This is a genomic window from Microlunatus capsulatus, assembly GCF_017876495.1.
In the GTDB taxonomy this organism is placed as follows: Bacteria; Actinomycetota; Actinomycetes; order Propionibacteriales; family Propionibacteriaceae; genus Microlunatus; species Microlunatus capsulatus.
In genome coordinates this window covers 2,114,879-2,133,035 of sequence record NZ_JAGIOB010000001.1, presented here as the reverse complement: position 1 = coordinate 2,133,035, position 18,157 = coordinate 2,114,879, and the positions used below count along the sequence as shown (strand labels likewise).

The 18,157-nt window shown below is 75.6% G+C and carries 14 protein-coding genes and 1 tRNA gene; 12 read left to right on the top strand and 3 right to left on the bottom strand.

Annotated features, from left to right (window positions below; translation table 11 throughout):
• Positions 1-20 precede the first annotated feature (20 nt).
• A complete protein-coding gene (locus JOF54_RS09810) occupies positions 21-710 on the bottom strand; it encodes a DUF1707 SHOCT-like domain-containing protein (protein ID WP_210055179.1) in 690 nt (229 codons plus the stop codon).
• A 143-nt stretch (positions 711-853) separates the two neighbouring features.
• On the opposite strand from JOF54_RS09810, the gene JOF54_RS09805 reads away from it, so the two are divergent.
• From JOF54_RS09805 to JOF54_RS09770, 8 genes are all read left to right on the top strand, one after another.
• Positions 854-927: transfer RNA gene (locus JOF54_RS09805), tRNA-Gly, on the top strand.
• Positions 928-1,194: 267 nt separating this feature from the next.
• Positions 1,195-1,980 (top strand): GAF and ANTAR domain-containing protein, encoded by a 786-nt coding sequence (locus JOF54_RS09800; protein WP_210055177.1) that lies wholly within the window; start codon positions 1,195-1,197, stop codon positions 1,978-1,980.
• 87 nt (positions 1,981-2,067) lie between these two features.
• Complete coding sequence (locus JOF54_RS09795; RefSeq protein WP_210055175.1) at positions 2,068-4,050, top strand: SpoIIE family protein phosphatase; 1,983 nt, start codon at positions 2,068-2,070, stop codon at positions 4,048-4,050.
• Between the two features lie 350 nt (positions 4,051-4,400).
• The gene (locus tag JOF54_RS09790; protein ID WP_210055173.1) at positions 4,401-5,177 is read left to right on the top strand and encodes an ANTAR domain-containing protein; all 777 of its coding nucleotides are present in this window, start codon (positions 4,401-4,403) and stop codon (positions 5,175-5,177) included.
• A gap of 149 nt (positions 5,178-5,326) precedes the next feature.
• Positions 5,327-7,069: an alpha/beta fold hydrolase gene (locus JOF54_RS09785; RefSeq protein ID WP_210055172.1), complete on the top strand. Its 1,743-nt coding sequence runs from the start codon at positions 5,327-5,329 to the stop codon at positions 7,067-7,069.
• A 123-nt stretch (positions 7,070-7,192) separates the two neighbouring features.
• Positions 7,193-7,801, top strand: a complete 609-nt coding sequence (locus JOF54_RS09780; protein WP_210055171.1) for a TetR/AcrR family transcriptional regulator — start codon at positions 7,193-7,195, stop codon at positions 7,799-7,801.
• Entirely contained in the window at positions 7,798-8,505 is a 708-nt protein-coding gene (locus JOF54_RS09775) for an ATP-binding cassette domain-containing protein (RefSeq protein WP_210055170.1), read from the top strand. Before JOF54_RS09780 ends, JOF54_RS09775 begins: the two co-directional genes overlap by 4 nt.
• A gap of 1 nt (position 8,506) precedes the next feature.
• On the top strand, positions 8,507-10,654 hold the full coding sequence (locus tag JOF54_RS09770) for a YhgE/Pip domain-containing protein (RefSeq protein WP_210055169.1): 2,148 nt from the start codon (positions 8,507-8,509) through the stop codon (positions 10,652-10,654).
• Between the two features lie 12 nt (positions 10,655-10,666).
• On the opposite strand, the gene JOF54_RS21905 is transcribed toward JOF54_RS09770, so the two are convergent.
• Positions 10,667-11,728: a class I SAM-dependent methyltransferase gene (locus JOF54_RS21905; RefSeq protein ID WP_210055168.1), complete on the bottom strand. Its 1,062-nt coding sequence runs from the start codon at positions 11,726-11,728 to the stop codon at positions 10,667-10,669.
• 86 nt (positions 11,729-11,814) lie between these two features.
• On the opposite strand from JOF54_RS21905, the gene JOF54_RS09760 reads away from it, so the two are divergent.
• The 4 genes from JOF54_RS09760 (at position 11,815) to dcd (ending at position 15,830) form a co-directional block, all read left to right on the top strand.
• On the top strand, positions 11,815-12,660 hold the full coding sequence (locus JOF54_RS09760; RefSeq protein ID WP_210055167.1) for a siderophore-interacting protein: 846 nt from the start codon (positions 11,815-11,817) through the stop codon (positions 12,658-12,660).
• A 143-nt stretch (positions 12,661-12,803) separates the two neighbouring features.
• On the top strand, positions 12,804-14,048 hold the full coding sequence (locus JOF54_RS09755; RefSeq protein ID WP_210055166.1) for an FHA domain-containing protein: 1,245 nt from the start codon (positions 12,804-12,806) through the stop codon (positions 14,046-14,048).
• A gap of 72 nt (positions 14,049-14,120) precedes the next feature.
• Positions 14,121-15,215, top strand: coding sequence for an RDD family protein (locus tag JOF54_RS09750; protein ID WP_210055165.1), 1,095 nt, complete (start codon positions 14,121-14,123; stop codon positions 15,213-15,215).
• Between the two features lie 45 nt (positions 15,216-15,260).
• Positions 15,261-15,830 carry a dCTP deaminase gene (dcd, locus tag JOF54_RS09745; protein WP_210055164.1) on the top strand — a complete coding sequence of 190 codons (570 nt, stop codon included), beginning with the start codon at positions 15,261-15,263 and terminating at the stop codon, positions 15,828-15,830.
• Between the two features lie 7 nt (positions 15,831-15,837).
• On the opposite strand, the gene JOF54_RS09740 is transcribed toward dcd, so the two are convergent.
• On the bottom strand, positions 15,838-18,036 hold the full coding sequence (locus tag JOF54_RS09740) for a (Fe-S)-binding protein (RefSeq protein WP_210055162.1): 2,199 nt from the start codon (positions 18,034-18,036) through the stop codon (positions 15,838-15,840).
• Positions 18,037-18,157 lie beyond the last annotated feature (121 nt).

Genomic DNA, 18,157 nt, shown 5'->3' with positions numbered 1-18,157 from the left:
GGACCGCGGTCGGGGCCCGGTCAGTGCGCGTGCGAGCCCCCGCCGCACCCCTGGTGCTTGCGCCCGAACACCTTCTTGCGCTCCGGCTTGGGGCCCTTGACCGACACCCCGCCGAACAGGGACACGCCCTTGAGCACGATGACGGGGGCGCCGGGCTGCGGCTCGCCCAGGTCGCGGACGTCGGTGCCGCCGAAGACGCCCGAGGTCTGGTCGCGGACCTCGACGCCGGCCGGCACCTTGATGTCCAGCCCGCCGAAGCACCAGAACCCGGTGATCTCGACCACTTGGCTCTCGAAGACCGCCTCCCTCAGGTCCAGGTTCACCCCGCCGAACACGGCGTAGACCTGGGTGCGGCTGCGGATCCGCCACGTCCCCCGGCGGTCGGCGCCCCCGAAGACCGCCATCATCCGGTCGACCTCCCCGCTCGGGGTGCCGTGCTCGACGGCGTAGGTCCGCTGCTCGGCCGGCGGGGCGGCCGGGGCGGGGGTGCCGACGACGACGAGGTCGCGGGTCAGGCCGACGAGGTCGTCGAACGTCTTGGCCGCCAGCAGGGCGTCGAGACGCTCGTCGTGCTCCTCACGGCTCAGCCGACCCTCGGCGAACGCCGTGCTCACCACCTCCGCCACCTGGTCGCGGTCGGCGTCGGACGCCCGCAGGTGCCCTCCCGCCACGGGTCCGACGTGGGTGGGTTCCAGCGACTGCTCGGTCATGGGCGTCACGCTAGGACGTCGACGAGGCCCTGGCGAGACCTCCCGGGGGGCCGCCCAGGACATCTCGGGGTACACCCTGAGCGCTCGTCGCGGCGGGTCCGGTGCCCGTCATGGGCTACAGTTGTCGTCGCGGTTCGCCGCACGCGGATGTCGTACAATGGCAGTACATCAGCTTCCCAAGCTGAGAATGCGGGTTCGATTCCCGTCGTCCGCTCCACGCAGCGCCCCTGGTCAGGACCCCTGAGTGTCCTCGGTGCCCCCGCACATCGTCAGGATCCCGACCGCCCTGACCTCCGCGAGCGGCTGCAGGGTTGGCGGAGGACGCGGTCCACCTCCTACGCTGCGGGTCTGCGGTCGCCCGGCGGGGCGACGCAACCGGCGCCACGACTTCGGGCTGGCCTTGGGTCGAGCAGCGGCTCACGCAGAAGCACTCAGGCGTCGTCCTCACCGGGTGCTGCACCGCGGCGACCTCGTGGAGACGACGATGAACGACGCAGCAGCTGGCGGTCCTCCGGTGCCCGAGGCCGCGGTGGTCACACCGGGTCCGGCCCCTGGGGCGTCGGTGGCGCCGACGGGGGTGTTCGCCGAGCTGGACCGGATCCTGTTCACCCGGGACGGGCAGTCCCTCGGCCGGGTGCTGGGGCGTGTGGCGCACCTGGCGCGGAGTGTGCTGCCAGAGCTGACGTTGGTGTCGGTGACCCTGGTGCAGGACGGTCACGCGACCACGGCGGCGTTCGCCGGCTCTCTGGCGGCGCAGCTCGACGAGCGGCAGTACGAGCTCGGGTCCGGGCCGTGCCTGGACGCGGCGCTGGTGGGCGGCACGATCCTCGTCGACACCGCGGACCCGCACAGCACCTACCCCCAGTTCAGCCGGATGGCGGCCCAGCACCACATCACCCAGGTGCTGGCGGTCGGGTTGCCGACCCACCAGCGCACGGTCGGCGCGTTGAACATGTACGTCTCGAGCCCCCAGCCGCTCAGCACCGCGTCGGTGGAGCTGGCGCAGACCTTCGCCCGCCACGCTGCGGTGGTCGTCGCGAACGCGGTCCTGCACCACGACGCCCTCGAGGAGGCCCGGCACGTGCAGGAGGCGATGAAGACCCGCGCCGCCATCGAGCAGGCCAAGGGCATCCTGATGGCCACCCGCCACTGCACCGCCGAGCAGGCGTTCGGCCTGCTCACGCGGGCGTCGCAGCAGCAGAACCGCAAGCTGCGCGACATCGCCGACGACCTGGTCAACCGCCGCGGGGTCCGCCCGCAGGCACCGTGACCCCTGCCGAAAGGATGGGTCGGCGGCCCCGGCAGGGGGTAGGCCTGGAAGGGCCCGCAGACGACGTCCCGCGAGAAGGACCAGATGATGGCTGACGAGTCGGACCGGCGCCCCTGCGGTGACGTGGAGGCGGCCGCTGAGGCGTTCGAGCAGGCGCCGGTGCTGATGGTGGTGACCGACGGCCTCGAGCTGAGCACGCTGGCCCTCAACGCGGCAGCCCGCGCGATCGTCGGCGGCCGCTTCGAGCCGGGTCAGCCGATCCTGGAGTCCTTCCCCCGCGAGCTCCAGGGCCAGGGGTGGCCGCAGGCCTACCGCACTCCCGTGGAGACCGGTGAGACGGTCACCGTGGAGGAGTTCCGGATGCAGCTGCACCAGCCGGACGGCTCCGTCGCCCAGATCTACCTGGACGCCACCTTCAGCCCGCGCCTCGGCCCCGACGGACGACCCCGCGGGACGATCATGACAGCCCGTGACGTCACCGAGCGCGTGGGGCAGCGCGCCGAGCGGCAACGTGAGCTGGAGGAGCTCCGTGGCCGTTACGCGGCTGCCCGTGGCAGCGTCCGCGCCCTCCAGCGGGCCCTGCTCCCGGATGCGGTCCCGGTCGCGCGTGGCCTCGACGTGGCCGCCCGCTATCTCCTCGCCGACGACGAGGACGTCGCCGGCGGCGACTGGTTCGACGCCGTCGCCCGTCCCGACGGCACCACGGCGCTCGTGGTCGGTGACGTCGTCGGCCACGGGCAGGCGGCTGCGGTGGCGATGGGGCAGCTGCGGACCCTGCTGCTCGCCCAGCTGCAGCAGGGGGCAGGGCTGGCGGAGTCGCTCGGGTTCCTCGACCGGTTCGCGGACACCGTGCCGGCCGCCCGCCGCGCCACCGTCGTCGTCGCCCTCGTCGCCCTCGTCGCCGTCGACGGATCGGTCGAGTACTGCACCGCCGGACACCCACCGCCGCTGGTCCTGGCCGCCGTCGACGGCAGCGGCAGCCGCTATCTCCCACCGAGCGGTGCCGGTCCGCTGGCCACCGGCACCGTCTTCACCGTCGCCCGGGTCCAGCTCGTGGTGGGCGAGACGCTGGTGCTGTACAGCGACGGCCTCCTCGAGCGCCCCGGCACCACGGGCGCCGCCGCGGCGGTCGAGCTGCTCAGCACCGCCGACGACGCCCAGCACAACAGGACCATGCCCGCCGGCGCCCCCACCAGCGCCGCCGAGCGGATCTGCAGCCTCGTCCTCGAGCTGCTCACCCGGACCACCGGCCGCAGCGACGACATCACCATCCTCGCCGCTCAGCGACGTGCGCCGGTCGAGGACCTGGCGGTGGGAGGTCTGCCCGGAGCTGCGGCGGCCGGACTCGCGCGGAGGGCGGTCCGCAGCTGGCTGGAGGACCTCGCCGTCGACCAGGAAACGGTCCAGGCCCTGCTCCAGAGCGTGACCGAGCTGGTCGCCAACGTCGCCGACCACGCCCACCTCGACAGCCCGCCGCAACCCCTCCGGCTGCGCGCGGAGCTGACCTCCACCAGCCAGGTCGTCCTCCGCGTCAGCGACTCGGGGAGCTGGAAGATGCCGATCGTGACCGAGAGCCGAGGCCGCGGCCTGGCCCTGGTGCGCCAGCTCGTCGACGAGCTCCAGGTCGAAGGCACCGCGGCAGGCACCACCGCCACGGTGCGGCACGTCGTCCACCGGCCGGCCGGGTTGCTCACGTCAGCCGAGGGTCCGCGTCCCAGCGCGAGGGTCGACCCCGAGCACTTCGACGTCTACGCCACGGGCGGCCCGGAACCGGTCGTCACCATCGTCGGGCCCCTCGACGGCACCCACACCAGCGAGGTCTCCGTCTACCTCAACCTGGCCCTCACCGAGGCCGCCACCACGGCCACCGTCGACCTGACCCGCCTCACCCTGCTCGCCAGCTGCGGGGTCGACCAGCTCTTCCGCGTCGACCGCCAAGCCCGAGCGCTCAACCTCCGGCTCCAGCTGATCGCCCCCAACGGCACCCCGGCCCAACACGTGCTCGAGCTGGTCCGCCTGCCCTACCAGCAGGCCCCGAACCCGACAGGCGCCGACGCCGAGGGGCGGTGACAGGACGCGTCGCACCGGGACGGGCAGCGCCGAGCGCGGGCACTCCTCGGTGTCCCCCGGAGCGAGGCACGACCCGAGGTCCGCCGACCACGCGCCTCCTCTCCAGGTCCGCTGTCCCTCCCGCCCACCGCTGGGTCGCCTGGTGCTGCCGGTGCTGCTGGTGCCCCGCCTGCGCGGAACCGTGGCGCGGACGCGTCCCGAGGTCCTAGGCTGCGGCTCTGCGGTCGTCCGGCGGGACGACGCAACCGGCGCCCGGGAACGGGCCGGCCTGGGGTCGAGCAGCGGCTCCCGCAGAGGCACCCCCGGTCGGCGCCGCGGGGTGGGCACCGGGCGACCCCGTGGAGAACGCCATGACCGACGCACCCGCCACGCACCACCCCGCCACCCACCAGCGCTCGGCCCTCCGGGGCGTGCGCCCGGGCCCGTGGTCCGACCCCTGGGACGAGCTCAGCGAGGTCCTGCGGGCCGGCGACGAGGGCCCGCTGCGCCGCCTGCTGCAGCGGGTGGTGGACGGGGCGCGCAGCCTGGTCCCCGAGCTCGGCGAGGTGTCGGTGACCCTGGTCGAGGAGGGTCGGCCGCGCACCGCGGTCGCCGCAGGGCGGCTGGCCGCCTTCCTGGACGAGCAGCAGCACGCGCTCGGCGAGGGCCCCGGCCTGGACGCGGCCGCCGCCGGCGGGACGGTCGCGGTCACCACCACCGACCCCGAGACCCCCTACCCGGCGTTCAGCGGGATCGCCGCCCAGCACGGGATCACCCGGGTGCTGGCGGTCGCGCTGACCGTGGAACCGCCCGACGGCGGGGCGGCCGCGGCCGGCGCGCTGACCCTGTACGTCGCGACCTCGCGCCCGCTCTCGCCGGGCTCGGTGGCGCTCACCCGGACCTTCGCCGACTACGCCGCGGTGGCCGTTGCGGTCGCGCGGGCCGCCCGGCACCCCGCGGTGGCCGAGGCCCGCCGGCTCCGCGAGGCGATGAGCACCCGGGCCGTCATCGAGCAGGCCAAGGGGGTAGTCATGGGCACCCGGAACTGCTCGGCCGAGCAGGCCTGGGCCCTGCTCCTCGAGGCGTCGCGGACCCAGGACCGCGTGCTCCGCGACGTCGCGCTGGACCTCGTCACCCGGGCCGGGTAGCGCGCTGCGGAGCGGACCGCCGGCAGCTGCCGAGGGCGGGACGGGACGGCCACCCCGGGTCCGGGCTCTGACCCCGGCCGTCGATATGTTCTGCCGAACACACGTCGCGCCGGCCGACCCCCGGGGGCGTGCCCGACCCTGGAGGCTCCATGCCACACCGCCGGAACCGTTCGCTCACCGGACTGACGGGGGTGGCCCTCGGGCTGGCCCTCGTCGGCACCACCGTCCTGGCCCCCGCCCCGGCGCTCGCCGCGCCGGCCGGGGACCCCGTCGCCGACCGGACGCCGTCGTCGGCCCCGGGCGCGTCGACCGCGTCCTCCGCCGAGCGGCCGGTGCCGGCCTCGGTGGTGCCCACCCTGCGCTGGGGGAGCTGCGGCGGCGCCGAGCTGGCCGCGTTCCAGTGCGCCACGGCGCAGGTCCCGCTCGACTACGACCGCCCGCGCGGGAAGACCATCACCCTGGCGCTCACCCGGCTGCCGGCGAGCGACCCGGCGCGCCGGATCGGCACCCTGTTCACCAACCCCGGCGGCCCGGGCGGCTCCGGGGTCGACTTCGTGCAGACCGCCGCGCCGGTGGCCTACTCCGCCCAGGTCCGCGCCCGCTTCGACATCCTCGGCTTCGACCCGCGCGGCGTCGCCCGCTCCACCCCCGCGACCTGCTTCGCCACCGAGGCCGAGGAGGTCGCCTGGGGCGCGTCCTCGCTGCCCTACCCGGTCACCCGGGCGGAGGAGAAGCGCTACGTCCGCGAGGCGCGCACGCTCGCGCAGAGCTGCGCGGCCACGTCGCGGGAGCGCTTCAACCACATCTCCACGGCCAACGTCGCCCGGGACATGGACCTGCTGCGGCGGGCCGTCGGGGACCGGCAGCTGAGCTACGCGGGCTACTCCTACGGCACCTTCCTCGGCGCCACCTACGCCCGGCTGTTCCCGAGGGAGGTGCGCGCGCTGGTGCTCGACGGCACCATCGACCCGCGCGAGTACAGCGGCACCGCCCCGCGGTTCCGCGGCGTGCCGGTCGGGGTCCGGATCGAGCAGGACCGGGGCGGGGACGAGGTGTTCGAGGAGTTCCTCGCCCGCTGCCGCGCCGCCGGACCCCAGCGCTGCTCGCTGGCCGGGGTCGGGGAGCCCGGGGCGGTCGCCCGGCGGGTGCTCGACGGGCTGGAGGCGCGCCCGCTGACCGTCGCCCTGCCCGACGGGACGACGACCGAGCTCACCTACCAGCTGGCCGTCGTCGCCGCCTACAGCTACCTCTACAGCCCGGCCACCTGGGCCGAGCTCGCCGACTTCCTCACCGAGGTCGCCATCGGCCAGCGGACCCGGGCGCTGCAGGCCGACGCGGGCGTGGCCGCCCTGCTCACCTCGGCCCGGCGGACCCAGGACTACGCCTCCGCCGGCGGCTCGCTGGGGAGCACCTGCGTGGACACCCGCACCCCGCACTCGGTCACCACGTTCGCCCGGACGGCCGACCGGCAGGACCGCCGCTTCCCCGACTTCGGCCGCTACCGCGCCTGGACCGCCTTCGCCTGCCAGCCGCTGGCCGAGGCGGGCATCCGCGACCGCGACGCCTACACCGGGCCCTGGCGCCAGACCACGAAGGCCCGCGTCATGGTCCTGGGCACCCGGTTCGACCCGGCCACCCCCTACCGGAACACCCGCCCCTACGCCGACCTCTTCCGCCGGGCCTCGGTGACCACCCTGGCCGGCTGGGGCCACACCACGCTGGGGCAGAGCCGCTGCGTCGACGAGAAGGTCACCAGCTACCTGCTCAACCCGGCGGCGAAGAGGTCCGACGCGACCTGCGGCACCGATCTCCAGCCGTTCGCGGCGCCCACCACCACCCCGTCGCGGACCGCGGCGCGGACGGCGGTGGACCTGGCGCTCGCCGTGCGCTGACCCTTCCCCTCGACAGCCCCGGTCCCGGTGGACCGGGGCTGTCGTGCGTCCGGGGCCACCATCGGATACCCGGGGTATGCAGAACGTCCAGCAAGGGATACCCTGGGTATCGAAAGGGGATCGATGACCACCACCAGCAGTGCCGGCACCCGCTCGCGGCCCCGTCGCGCGGACGTCCGCGCCCAGGTCGTCCGGGCCGCGGCCGAGGCCTTCGCCGCGCAGTCCTACGCCGAGGTCTCGGTCAGCGCGATCGCCGCGGCCGCCGGCTTCACCAAGGGCGCCGTCTACTCGAACTTCGGCGGGAAGCCCCAGCTGTTCGCCGCGGTGTTCACCGCGCTGGTCGGCGGGGCCCTGCGCGACGCGCTGGCCGCCGTCGACACCCCGGGCAGCGACGCCCCGCGCGCCGTGGCGGCCTCCCTGGCGCGGGGCGTCGTCCGGGGCCCGCTGCCCGGCCTGCTGGCCGAGTTCCGGGCGCTGGCCGCGCGCGACCCGGAGCTGGCCGCCGTCTACTCCGGACTGCGGCTGCGGCAGCGGATCGAGCTCGAGGAGCTGCTCGGCGGAGTGGTCGACCGGCTCGCCGTGCCGGCCGGCCTGGACCTGGCCGTGGCGGCGACGCTGCTGCTGACCACGGTCAACAGCCTCGCCGTCGAGCACGCCACCGCCCCCGAGGCCTTTCCCGAGCCCCTGGTCGAGGCGGTCCTCGCCCACGTGATGCGCGGGATCCTCGCGTGAACGCCCACCCCCTGCTGGCCGTCGAGGGCCTGGGCCTGGCGACCCCCGCGGGACCCGTCTTCACCGACCTCTCCTTCGCCGTCCCGCGCGGCGCGCTGACCGCGGTCGTCGGGCCCTCCGGCAGCGGCCGCTCCGCGCTGCTGCTCGCGCTCGGGGGCCGGATGCGCCGGGTGACCGGCACGGTGCGGCTGGGGGAGCGGGCCGCCCGCAGCCGGCCCCGCGACCTGCGGGCGCACACCGCGGTCGCCCGCCTCGCCACGCTCGTCGAGCCGGAGGGCCGGCTGACCGTCGGGGAGTCGGTGACCGAGCGCGCGCTGGTCGACGGCGTCGCGGCGGACGCCGCCGCCCGCGCCGTGGCCCGGGCCGAGGAGACCGTCGGCACGACGTTCGACCGCTCCCTGCTCGTCGACGACCTCAGCGCGTACGACCGGGCCCTGCTGTGCGTCGCCCTCGCCCTCGTCCGGCCCGCCGACCTCGTGCTGCTCGACGACGCCGACCGCGCCCTCGACGTCGCCGACCAGCGCCGGCTGCTCGACGCGCTCGGCCGGCTGTGCGCCGCCGGCCAGACCGTGGTCGTCAGCACCACCGAGGCGGCGTCGCTGCCGCCCGGGACCGTCGTCGTCCCGCTCCGGCCGCCGCCGGCCGCGGACCCCGCGCCGGCGGGCCCGACCCCCGTTCCCCCCTCTGCAGAGAAGACCTCCTGACATGCGCGTCCCCGCTGCCCGCCTCGCCCGCTTCGAGCTCCGGCGGTTCCGCGGCCGGCTGGCCAAGATCGCCCTCGTGTTCGTGCTGGTCATCCCGCTGCTCTACGGCGCGGTGTACCTGACGGCCAACTGGGACCCCTACGGTCGGCTCACCGACCTGCCCGTCGCCGTCGTCGACGACGACCAGCCGACGACCGTCGGCGGCAAGACCGTGCACGCCGGCGCCGACTTCGTCGAGAGCCTGCACGTGAAGGGCTCGTTCGACTGGCACGACGTCGACGCCGCCGAGGCCGACCGGGGGCTGCGCGAGGGCGACTACTACCTCGTCGTGCACGTCCCGGCCGACTTCTCCGCCGACCTCGTCAGCGGGCAGGGCGACGACCCCGAGCGGGCGCAGATCACCCTCCGGCGCGACGACGCCAACGGCTTCGTCATCGGCAGCCTGCTGAACAGCGCCCAGAACACCATCGCCCGCTCGGTCGACGAGTCGGCCGTGGCCAGCTACTTCGACGCCGTCTTCGCCAACCTCGCCACCATCCGCTCCGGCCTGCTCGACGCGGCGTCGGGGGCCGAGAAGCTGCACGACGGCCTCGGCACGGCCCGCTCCGGCGCCGGCGACCTCGTCACGGGCGCGGCGACCGCGTCCGACGGCGCCGACCAGCTGAGCACGGGCGCGACCACCCTGGCCTCCGGCCTCGGCACCGCCCGCACCGGCGCCCGCGACCTCGCGAGCGGGCTCGACACGCTGCAGTCCAGCTCCGCCCGGCTCAGCACCGGTGCCGCCCAGGTGGCGGCCGGCAACAAGGCCCTCGACGACCGGGTGCAGCCCGCCCTGGCGGCGGCGCAGGAGGCGCTGCCCGGCATCGAGGCCGACGCGAAGGCGGTCTCGGGCCGGCTGGACACCATCGCCCAGCGGGCCGCCGGCCGCAGCGCGTCGATCAGCACCGACCTGGCCACGGCGTCCGACCAGCTGGACGCCCTCCGCGCGCAGTACCCCGAGGTCGCGGACAGCCCCGCCTTCCAGCAGGCGCAGGCCCGCGTCGACGCCGCGTCCGGCCGGGCCGAGGACATCGCCGCCGACGTGCGCACCGGGGCCGACCGGATCAGCCAGGTGGACGCGCAGGTGCAGGAGGGCGGGGACCTCGACGAGCGGATCGCCGACGCGCGCTCGGACCTCCGGGCCCTCGACACCGGGGCGGCGGCCGTGGCCGACGGGGCCCGGCAGCTGAACGGGGGCATCGCCAGCGCCTCCGACGGGGCCGACCAGCTGAGCACCGGCGTCGGCCGGGCGGCCGACGGCGCGACCACGCTCGCCACCGGGGCCGACCAGCTCTCCGACGGCGTCGACGCGCTGGGCACGGGCGCCGGGACGCTGCGCACGGGCCTCACCACCCTCCGGGACGGCGCCGGCACGCTGGCCGACCAGCTCGACCAGGGCGCCGCCCGGATCCCGCGGCTCAGCGCCGACGACCAGGACCGGGCGGTCCAGGTGCTGTCCTCGCCCGCGGACGTGACGACCGTCGTCGACCACCCGGCCGGGGTCTACGGCCGCGGCCTCGCCCCGCTGTTCTTCTCCATCGCCCTCTGGGTGTTCGGCATCTCGGTCTTCCTCGTCGTCCGGCCCATCTCGGGACGGGCGCTCGTCGGGCGGGCCGGGGCGGTCCGGCTGGCCCTCACCGCCTGGCTGCCGATCGGGGCGGTCGCCGTCGCGGCCGGCTGGCTGATGGTCGGCGTGGTCTGGGCCGCACTCGGCCTCGACCCCGTGCACCCGGTGCTGGTGATGGCGGTGGTGACCCTGGCGGCGGTCTGCTTCAGCGCGATCGCGCACCTGCTGCGGACGGCGCTCGGCACTCCCGGCTCGAGCCTGCTGCTGGTGCTGCTCATCCTCCAGCTGGCGGCCGCCGGCGGCACCTACCCGCCGGAGCTGCTGCCGGGCTTCTTCGCCGCGATCCACCCGTTCCTGCCGATGACCTACCTGGTCGACGCGTTCCGGATCGCCATCTCCGGCGGCCAGGGCGCGCACCTCGTCCGCGACGTCGTCGTGCTGCTCGCAGTGGCCGTCGCCGCGCTGGCCCTCGTGGTCGTCACCGTCCGCCGTCGCCAGCAGTTCCGGATGGCCGACCTGCACCCGCCGCTGGTGGCGCCCTGAGCGCCCTCGGCGTCAGCGGCTGCGGACCGACCGGGTGACGGTGAATCCGGTGTTCTGGCCGACGACGGCGGTGGAGCCGACGAGGCGGCGCAGCGTCCGCAGGTAGGGCAGGTGGGAGTTGTAGACCGTCCACAGCTCCCCGCCCGGTCGCAGGGCGCGGGCCGCGTCGGCCAGCATCTCGAAGGCGACGGCGCTGTCGCGGCTGTTGCCGCGGTGGAACGGGGGGTTGCAGAGGACCAGGTCGACGTCGGCGTCGGGCACCCCGGCCAGCAGGTGGCCGCGGCGCACCTCGACGCGGTCGCCGACGCCGTTGGCCGCCGCCGTCGCGGTCGCCGACAGGACGGCCGCCCGGGACACGTCCAGGGCCAGCACCGACGCCTCCGGCAGCGTGCGCGCGGCGGTGACGGCCAGCACGCCGGTGCCGCAGCCCAGGTCCACGACCCGGCGCGCGTCGGCGGGCAAGGAGCCCGCGAAGCCCGCCAGGAAACGGGTGCCGAGGTCGACCGACGGGCCGGCGAAGGCGCCGCCGTGCGCGTGCACCTCCAGCCCCAGCTCCGCGTCGTGGCCGACGACCGGGTAGCGCCCGCCGTCGGCCGGCCGCGGCTCGCGGGCGACCAGCACCCGGGACTTCTGCGCGCCGAGGCTGGCGCGGACCACGCCGAAGTGCCGGGCGAGGACGTCGTTCATGCCCCGGCTCATGTGCTTGACGCGGCCGCCGGCCAGCACGACCACGGACGGGTCGGCCCAGCGGGCCACGGCCCCGGCCATCTCGTCGAGGGCGGCGAGCCCCTTGGGCAGCCGCAGCACCACGAGCACAGCGCCGCCCAGCAGCTCGTGTCCGAGGTCCTCGAGGAGGGTGATCTCGGGCACACCCGCGACGGCCGCGGCCACCGCCTGCTGGTCGGTCCAGGCGTCCACCTGGACGCGCACCGCGACGCCGGGTCGGAGGGCGGCGACCCCCGTGCTGAGCGCGCCGGACGCGTCCTCCAGCACCACCACGGGTCCGGGCGCAGCGGCCAGCGCCCCCGCCTCCCTGAGCAGGATGCCGTCCACCGGGTCCCCGAGCGCCTCCACCCGGCCATCCTCCCCTGCTACCGGCCGAAGATATGTGAGGCTAACCTTAGTAGCGACCGCTCCGAAGACCTGTTGTGAGGACCCCCATGAGCCAGGCTGGCCAGCGCAAGCGCACCCCCCGCACCGCCGAGGTGGTGCGCGCGACGTGGCTGACCCCGTCCATGCGCCGCGTGGTGTTCACCGGTGCGGACCTGCGCTGCCTGGAGCAGATGCCCTGCACCGACCACTACCTCAAGATCCTCTTCGCCCCGCACGGCTGCGACTACCGCTGGCCCTTCGACCCCGACGGGATGAAGGCCACCGAGCCCGCGCACCGCTGGCCGGTCACCCGCACCTACACCGTCCGCAGCTACGACGCCGAGCGCAACGAGATGGCCGTCGACTTCGTCGTGCACGGCGACGAGGGGCTCGCCGGTCCGTGGGCGGCCCGCGCGGTCCCGGGCGACCGGATCGGCTTCTTCGGCCCCGGCGGCGGCTACGCCCCCGACCCGGCCGCCGACCGCCACCTGCTCGTCGGCGACGAGGCGGCCGTCCCGGCCATCGCCGCCGCGCTGGACCGGCTCGGCGACACCGCCCGGGCCTCGGTCTTCCTCGAGGTGGAGGGCCCCGGCGACGAGATGGTGCTCAGCGCCAGCCCCGACGTGCACGTCACCTGGGTGCACCGCGCGGGCCGGCCCTACGGCGACGCGCTCGCCGAGGCCGTCCGCACCGCCGGCGTCCCGGCCGGCGACGTCCAGGCCTTCGTGCACGGCAACGCCGAGATGATCCGCCAGCTGCGCCGCTACCTGTTCACCGAGATCGGCTTCAACCGCCAGCGCGTCTCGATGTCCGGCTACTGGCGGACCGGCCAGACCGAGGACGGCTGGCAGGCGGGCAAGCGCGAGTTCAACGCCCAGCTGGAGTCCGAGGACAGCCGGGTCGTCGCGGCCTGAGGTCGTCGCGTCCGGCGCCGGTGGGCTGCGGACCCCGCACGCGCGGGGGATGATGGGCGCCTGCCGGCACCCGCTCCGGGGCCGGTCACACGGCGCGAGGGGATGTCCATGAGCGAGGCGGGGCCGACGGGCCGGGTGCGCGGATGAGCCCGGTGGGGCGCTGGCGCGCGACCTACGCGCCGGGGGACTGGCTGGTCCTCTGCGGGCCGACGTCGCTGGTGGTCGTCGAACCGCCGGGCGAGGGCTGGACCCCCCTGGTGGAGGAGCTCTGGCAGCAGGTCCTGGCGTCGTCGTCGCTGGTCGACCTCGCCGCACGGATGGCCGGCTACGGCCTGGACACCATGCCCAGCTTCGGCGCCCTGTTCTGGACCGAGGACGACGGGATGCGCTCGCTGGTCCGGGGCGCGGTCGCCGTCGTCGACCCCGCCGACGGGCGGGTGGTGGCCGAAGGCGCCGGCATCCAGACCTGGAGCGAGGTCGGGCTCGGCCGGCTCAGCACGGTGCTCGTCCGCTGCGGCTCCGGCGACGCCCCTGGCACCGGGCTGCGGCTGCCGCTCGTCGTCGGCGCGGTGCAGGCCTCGTCCGTGCTGCTCGACGCCCGGGAGGACGCCCGCGCCCAGTCCCCGCAGCCGGTGCCGGCCGCGGACGCCGATCGCTCGGAGCCGACGAGCCGGACCCGCGACGCCCGGGGCGGCGCGGGGCCCACGCCCGACACCGAGCTCCCCGACGCCGAGCTCCCCGACACCGAGCCCCTGCACGCCGAGGAGGCCCTCGGCGACGGCGTCGAGCCGACGCAGGTGCTGCCGGACCCGGCCGCCCCGGCGGCCGACGACCCGGCGCGGGCGGCCCTGGAGAACGCCGACACCGAGCTGGTGCAGCTGGCGCCGCTGGCCGCCGAGCTGGGCGGCGTGGCCGTCCCGCCCGCGCCGCCGACCGGCCCCGTCGTCGACGCCGTCGTCTGCCCGCACGGCCACGCGAACCCGCCGGGGGAGCTCCGCTGCCGCGACTGCGGGGTCGCGGTCACCGACCAGCGCACCCGACGGGTGGCGCAGCCGGTGCTGGCGGTCCTGCGGGTCAGCGACGGCGCCGAGGTCCCGGTCGACCGGACCGTGCTCGTCGGCCGCGCCCCGGCCGCCCGCGGCGCCGGACCCGTCCGGCTGCTGACGGTGCCCAGCCCCGCGCACGACATCAGCCGCACGCACCTGGAGGTCGCGGTGGACGGCTGGCGGGTCACCGTCACCGACCTGCACTCGACGAACGGCACGCTGCTGGTCGACCCGGCGGGCGGGCGGCGCTCGCTGCCCCCGGGGCAGCCCGTGCCGGTGCGGGCCGGTGACGTCCTCGAGCTGGCCGAGGGGGTCTCGGTCACCGTGACCGACCCCCGGTAGCGTCGGCTCCGAACCACCGCGAGACCCCGGACCGCGCAGCAGGCGCGGGACGACGACGAAGGAGCAGCGAGCATGGCATCCCAGACGGCGGCGAAGCCGGACCGGTTCACCGGTCTGCCACCCGGCGTGGAGGTGGGGCCGCTCGGCCGCCGGCTGGTGGCGCACCTGGTCGACGCCGTCGTGCCCGCGGTGCTCGTCGCCGTGCTGACCTCGACGGGCGAGCCCGGCGTCCAGGCCGGTGACGTCGTCGCCCTCGTCCTCCTGGTGGCCTGGGCCGTCGTCCTGTGGTGGATGTTCGCCACCCGGGCCGCCGGGCCCGGCATGCGGCTGATGAAGCTGCAGCTCGTGGGCTTCAGCGACGGCCGTCCGATCGGCTGGGGGCGCTTCCTGCTCCGCGCGCTGGTCCTCGGGCTGCTGAGCGCGACCGGGATCGGCCTCCTGCTGATGCTGTTCTTCCTGCTCCGGCACCCCCGCTACCAGGGCTGGCACGACCTCGCCGCCGGCTCGGTCGTCATCCGGGAGCGGATGCTGGCCCCGCGCGGCGCCCGTCCCGCGTCCTCCGCCGCCGCGGACCCGCGCGGCCCGGCGGCCGCGGAGGCGCCGCGCCCGCTCACGCCGCCCGCCGCGAGCCCCGGCGTCGACCCGGTCGCGGGCGCCCTGCCCGCCACCGCCCTGCCGATGGCTCCCAGCGGGGTGGAGGTCGGGATGGCTCCCGTCGGTCCGGGCGCCGTCGCCGCCGGCCCCGTGCCCGCTGCCGCGGAGCCGGAGGACGTCGGCGAGCGCACCGAGCGGTTCGCCCCGCCCGTCCGCCGCAGCCCCGCCCCGCCGCCCGCGCCACGACGCTGGACCGCGGTCCTCGACGACGGCCGCGAGGTGCCCGTCGCCGGCCTCGTGCTGCTGGGCCGCAACCCGCAGCCGCGCCCGGGCGAGGAGACCGCCGAGCTGGTCAAGATCGCCGACGAGACCCGCACGGTGTCGAAGTCGCACCTCGCGCTCGACGTCGACCAGGAGGGCCTGGTCGTCGTCGACCGCGGCTCCACCAACGGCTCGACGGTGACGACCACCGACGGCGTGACCACCCCCTGCGAGCCCGGCCGCCCGGTGCACGTGGACGAGGGCTCCGTCGTCTCCATGGGCGACCACTGGCTGACCGTCCGCCAGGACTGATCGCGGGCGGCGCGCCCCGGACCCGCTCCCGGTAGGGTCGCGGCCATGCTGCTCTCCGACCGCGACATCCGGGCCGAGGTCGAGGCGGGCCGCATCGGCCTCGACCCCTACGAGCCGGCGATGGTCCAGCCGTCCAGCATCGACGTGCGGCTCGACCGCTTCTTCCGGGTGTTCGAGAACCACCGCTACCCCCACATCGACCCGTCGGAGGAGCAGCCCGAGCTCACCCGCGCGGTGGAGCCGGTGGACGGCGAGCCCTTCATCCTGCACCCGGGGGAGTTCGCGCTCGGCTCGGTCTACGAGGTCGTCACGCTGCCCGACGACGTCGCCGCCCGGGTGGAGGGCAAGTCCTCGCTGGGCCGGCTGGGCCTGCTCACCCACGCGACCGCCGGGTTCATCGACCCGGGCTTCTCGGGGCACGTGACGCTGGAGCTCTCCAACGTCGCGACCCTGCCGATCAAGCTGTGGCCCGGCATGAAGATCGGCCAGTTCTGCTTCTTCCGGCTCACCTCGGCCGCCGAGCTGCCGTACGGCTCGTCGCAGTACGGCTCGCGCTACCAGAACCAGCGCGGTCCGACGCCCAGCCGCTCGCACCTCAACTTCCAGCGCTTCTGAGGCTCCGCTAGACCCGCGTCCCGGCCTCGGGCTCGCGGCGCACCGACTCGAGCAGCAGCTGCGCCACGTCCAGCACCTCGACCGACTCGGGCGCGCGACCCTGCGCCTGCTGGGCGGTCAGGCCGTCGGAGAGCATCACCCGGCAGAACGGGCAGCCCGTGGCGATGGCCGCCGGGCCCGTCCCGGCGCCGGCCGACTCCAGCGTCGTGACCGCCTCCGCCGTCCGGTCGTCGTTGATCCGGGTGCCGATCTTCTCCTCCATCCACATCCGGGCGCCGCCGCCGCCGCAGCAGAAGGAGCGGGAGCCGTGCCGCGGCATCTCGGCCACGGTGGCACCGGGGATGGAGCCCAGGAGGTCGCGCGGCGGGTCGTAGACCTGGTTGTGCCGGCCGAGGTAGCAGGGGTCGTGGTAGGTGATCGTCCGGCCGCCGACGGAGCCCGCGGGCGGGGCCACCGGGGTCAGCCGGCCGTCGCGGACCAGCCGGTTCAGCAGCTGGGTGTGGTGGACGACCTCGGCGCTGATGCCCAGCTCGGGGTACTCGTTCTTGAGCGTGTTGAGGCAGTGCGCGCAGCTGGTGACGATCTTGGTGGCGCCCGCCTCGGTGAGGGTCTCGACGTTCTCCAGCGCCAGCTGCTGGAAGACGAACTCGTTGCCGGCCCGCCGCGCCGGGTCGCCGGTGCAGGTCTCGCCCTTGCCCAGCACCGCGAAGGTGACGCCCGCGGTGTGCAGCAGCTCGGCCACCGCGCGGGTCGTCTTCTTGGCCCGGTCCTCGTAGGCCCCGGCGCAGCCGACCCAGAACAGGTACTCCACGGCGGTCAGGTCCTCGACGTCCTCGCCGACCACCGGGACGGGGAACGGCAGGTCCGCCGCCCAGTCCATCCGGCCGCGCGGGCTCTGGTTCCAGGGGTTGCCCTTGCTCTCCAGCCCCTTGAACAGCCCGTTGAGCTCCTTCGGGAAGTCGGAGTCCATCAGCACCTGGTGGCGGCGCAGGTCGAGGATGTGGTCGACGTGCTCGATGTCGACGGGGCACTGCTGCACGCACGCGCCGCAGCTGGTGCACGACCACAGCACGTCGGGGTCGATGACGCCGGCCCGGCCGCCCTCGACGACCTGGATCGGGCCGACCAGCGGCCGCTCGGCCTCGGCGAGCACGGCGGCGGGCAGCGCGGCCCGGGCCTCCTCGGCCGCCCGCAGGTACGGGGCCTTGGCATGGGCGTGGTCGCGGAGGTCGGTGATGACGAGCTTGGGGGAGAGCGGCTTGCCGGTGTGCCAGGCGGGGCACTGCGACTGGCAGCGCCCGCACTCGGTGCAGGAGGTGAAGTCCAGCAGGCCCTTCCAGGTGAAGTCCTCGACCTTGCCGACGCCCAGGGTGGCGTCCTCGTCGAGGCCCTCGATCTCGGCGAAGTCCAGCGGCTTCCCGTCGACGACGACCGGGGCCAGCGCGCCCAGCGCCGGCCGGCCGTCGGCCCGCCGCTTGAACCAGATGTTCGGCCAGGCCGTGAACCGGTGCCAGGCCACGCCCATCGTCTGGTTGAGGCCGATGGTGACGAACCAGGCCATCGAGATGACGATCTTCAGCGCGGCCACCAGCACGACGGCGGTCTCCACCCCCGCCACCGGCAGCCCGCCCGGCAGCAGGAACCAGGTGAGCGGGAAGTGCCAGCGGCTCGTCGTCGCCCCCAGCAGCTGGAACTCCAGCGCGCGCAGCGCGAGCACGCAGACGACGATGCCGAGGATGGTGAGCTCGACGTAGACGGCCTGCCAGCCGGTGGAGCCGGAGAAGCGCGACGCCCGGCCGCGCCCGCGCTGGCGGGCCCGGACGCCGATCAGGTAGAGGATGCCGAGCAGGCCGGCCCAGGCGATGACCTCGCTGGCCCACTCGTAGACCACCCAGTGGCCGATGAGCGGCAGCGCGAAGCGCGGGTCGACGAGCTGCCCGTAGGCGGTGACCAGGGTGAGGAAGAGGGCGCCGAAGGCGACGAAGACGCACCAGTGCGCGATCCCGACCGCCGTCCACTGCAGCATCCGGGTGTGGCCCAGCGTCTCGGCCAGCAGGTGCCGCCAGCGGTCCCTCGGGGAGTCGCGGCGGCCCGTCACGGGGCGGCCCAGCCGGAGCACGCCGACGATGGAGGCCACGCCCCGGGCGAACAGGGCGACGCCGACCACCGACACGGCCAGGGCCAGCACGACGGCGACGACGGTCACCGGCGCCTCCTCTCTGCTGCAGCGCGGGGGGCCAACCTAGCCGGGCCCACCGACAGGACCGGGTCCCGCGCGCACCGGGGGAGCCCGGCCGCGGCGACCCGGCGGCCAGTATCGCGCCGGC